This window comes from Mesorhizobium sp. M4A.F.Ca.ET.020.02.1.1 (genome assembly GCF_004022645.1).
In the GTDB taxonomy this organism is placed as follows: Bacteria; Pseudomonadota; Alphaproteobacteria; order Rhizobiales; family Rhizobiaceae; genus Mesorhizobium.
In genome coordinates, this window is record NZ_RZOI01000985.1 from 1 (window position 1) to 1,777 (window position 1,777).

2 protein-coding genes and 1 pseudogene are annotated in these 1,777 nt (G+C 66.0%); 2 read left to right on the forward strand and 1 reads right to left on the reverse strand.

Annotated features, from left to right (window positions below):
- Positions 1-425, forward strand: a pseudogene (locus EN742_RS33940) (diacylglycerol kinase family lipid kinase); the annotation flags it as partial.
- Between the two features lie 35 nt (positions 426-460).
- On the opposite strand, the gene EN742_RS38405 reads toward EN742_RS33940, so the two are convergent.
- Positions 461-628, reverse strand: a complete 168-nt coding sequence (locus tag EN742_RS38405; protein WP_189347266.1) for a hypothetical protein — start codon at positions 626-628, stop codon at positions 461-463.
- Between the two features lie 151 nt (positions 629-779).
- Between EN742_RS38405 and EN742_RS33945 the strand changes: the two genes are divergently transcribed.
- Positions 780-1,777 (forward strand): GAF domain-containing protein (locus tag EN742_RS33945; RefSeq protein WP_189375717.1); only part of this gene is annotated, 998 nt, incomplete at its 3' end.

The window sequence follows — 1,777 nt, forward strand, 5'->3', positions numbered from 1 at the left end:
CCGCCTGGGCGGCGCTCAAGACCCCGCCGGCCTGGAAGGGGACACTCACCATCGGCGAGGCCGAGATCGTGACCCGCGCCACCGGCATCGGTGTCACCAACAACCTGTTCGGCGAGGGCCACCTGCCCTATGCCGACAACCCCGCCGGCGGCGTGCTCGGCATCTACATCTCGGTGGCGCGCAGGCGTGGCGAGCTGGTCAGGGTCTTCTTCGACATGGCGCGTGGCAAATGGCGCGACAGCGCCCATGTCGAAATCCATCAGGCGGAGAGTGCCAGGCTGAAAATCCATGCCGCGAGCAGCAAATACCGCGCCGTTATGGATGGCGAGCTCGTCCAACTCGAACGCGAGACCGAGATCGCAATTCACCCCGGTGCGCTAAAGGTGCTGGTGCCGTCTCGGGTCGCGCGGGCAGAGGCGGCGTGATGCACCGGGAAACGAGATGGACGCGGACGTGGCCTCTAGCCCTTGGGCCCCTGCTCGGTGGTCGGAGCTTTGATGACTTCGCCATAAATCTCCGCGATCCCCCACGCAACGAATGCCAGAAGCAGCCCTGCGACAAGAATCTTGAGCACATTGACCCCCCAGCGTCCCTGGCGGGCTTTCTCCTCGGGAATGATCTTGGTCATGGTCGGCCTCCGTATCGTTTGGCACCGGCCGGCGCGTCTGGCAGAATATGGTCGGGTAACGGTTCCTCGCCGCGAAGGTTCCGCAGCCTGGGGCGTTGGCATATGTCGGCACCGCGGGTGCTGGCTGCAGGACGCGGCATTTGGGGGCTTGGTGGATAGCAGGGTGCGCAAAACGCCGGGACTGCCGGCCGATGTCCTTGGCGCGGTGAAGGCGGAGCACCGCCTGGCCGTGCTTCATGGTCTGCTTGACACGGAGCCCGATCCTGATTTCGACCGCGTCACCGGTCTTGCCGCCGCTGTGCTTCAGGCACCGATCGCGCTGATCACCCTCGTCGATGCCGAGCGCCAGTGGTTCAAATCCAGCCTGGGCCTGGGCGAAACCGAAACCACCACCGGAATGCCCTTCAGTGCACATGCCATCGCCGCCGGCGACGAGCCGATGGTGGTGACCGACGCGACCCTCGACCCACGCTTCGCCGCGAGTCCCGCAGTCACCGGCAAGCATCATGTCCACTTCTATGCCGGCGTGCCGATGGTCGTGGCAGGCGCCCGCATCGGCACGCTCTGCGTGCTCGACCGCAAGCCGCGCGCCTTTCCGTCGGCTGATCAGCTCGGCCAGCTGAAGGCGCTGGCCGAACTCGCCGCCAGCCTGTTCGCGCTGAAGGACGCAACCCGCAGCGGCGCTATCGCAAAAGAGGCGCTGGCGCAGGAGGAAAAGCGCCGCGCCATCGCCCTCGACGCCGCCTCGCTCGCCAGTTGGGCATGGGACATCCGCACCGACATCATCGAATGCGACGTGCTGCTGTCCGAACTTTTCAACCTGCCGCGCTCGAACCGGCTGAAGGCGCGCGACATCCTGGCGGCCATCGATCCGCGCGACGTCTATCAGACCGAGACGCGCTTTCGCGACGCGCTGACCGGTAGCGATGACTATTTCGGCGAATACCGGGTGAAGGGTATCTACCCGCCGCGCTGGATCGCCACGCGTGGCCGCGTCATCGAACGCGAGGACGACGGCAAGCCGACACTGATCTTCGGCGTCAACTACGACATTACCGAGCGCAAGCTCGGCGACGAGCGCCAGCGGCTGTTGCTGCGCGAGCTGAACCACCGGGTCAAGAACACGCTGGCGACGGTGCAGGCGCTGGC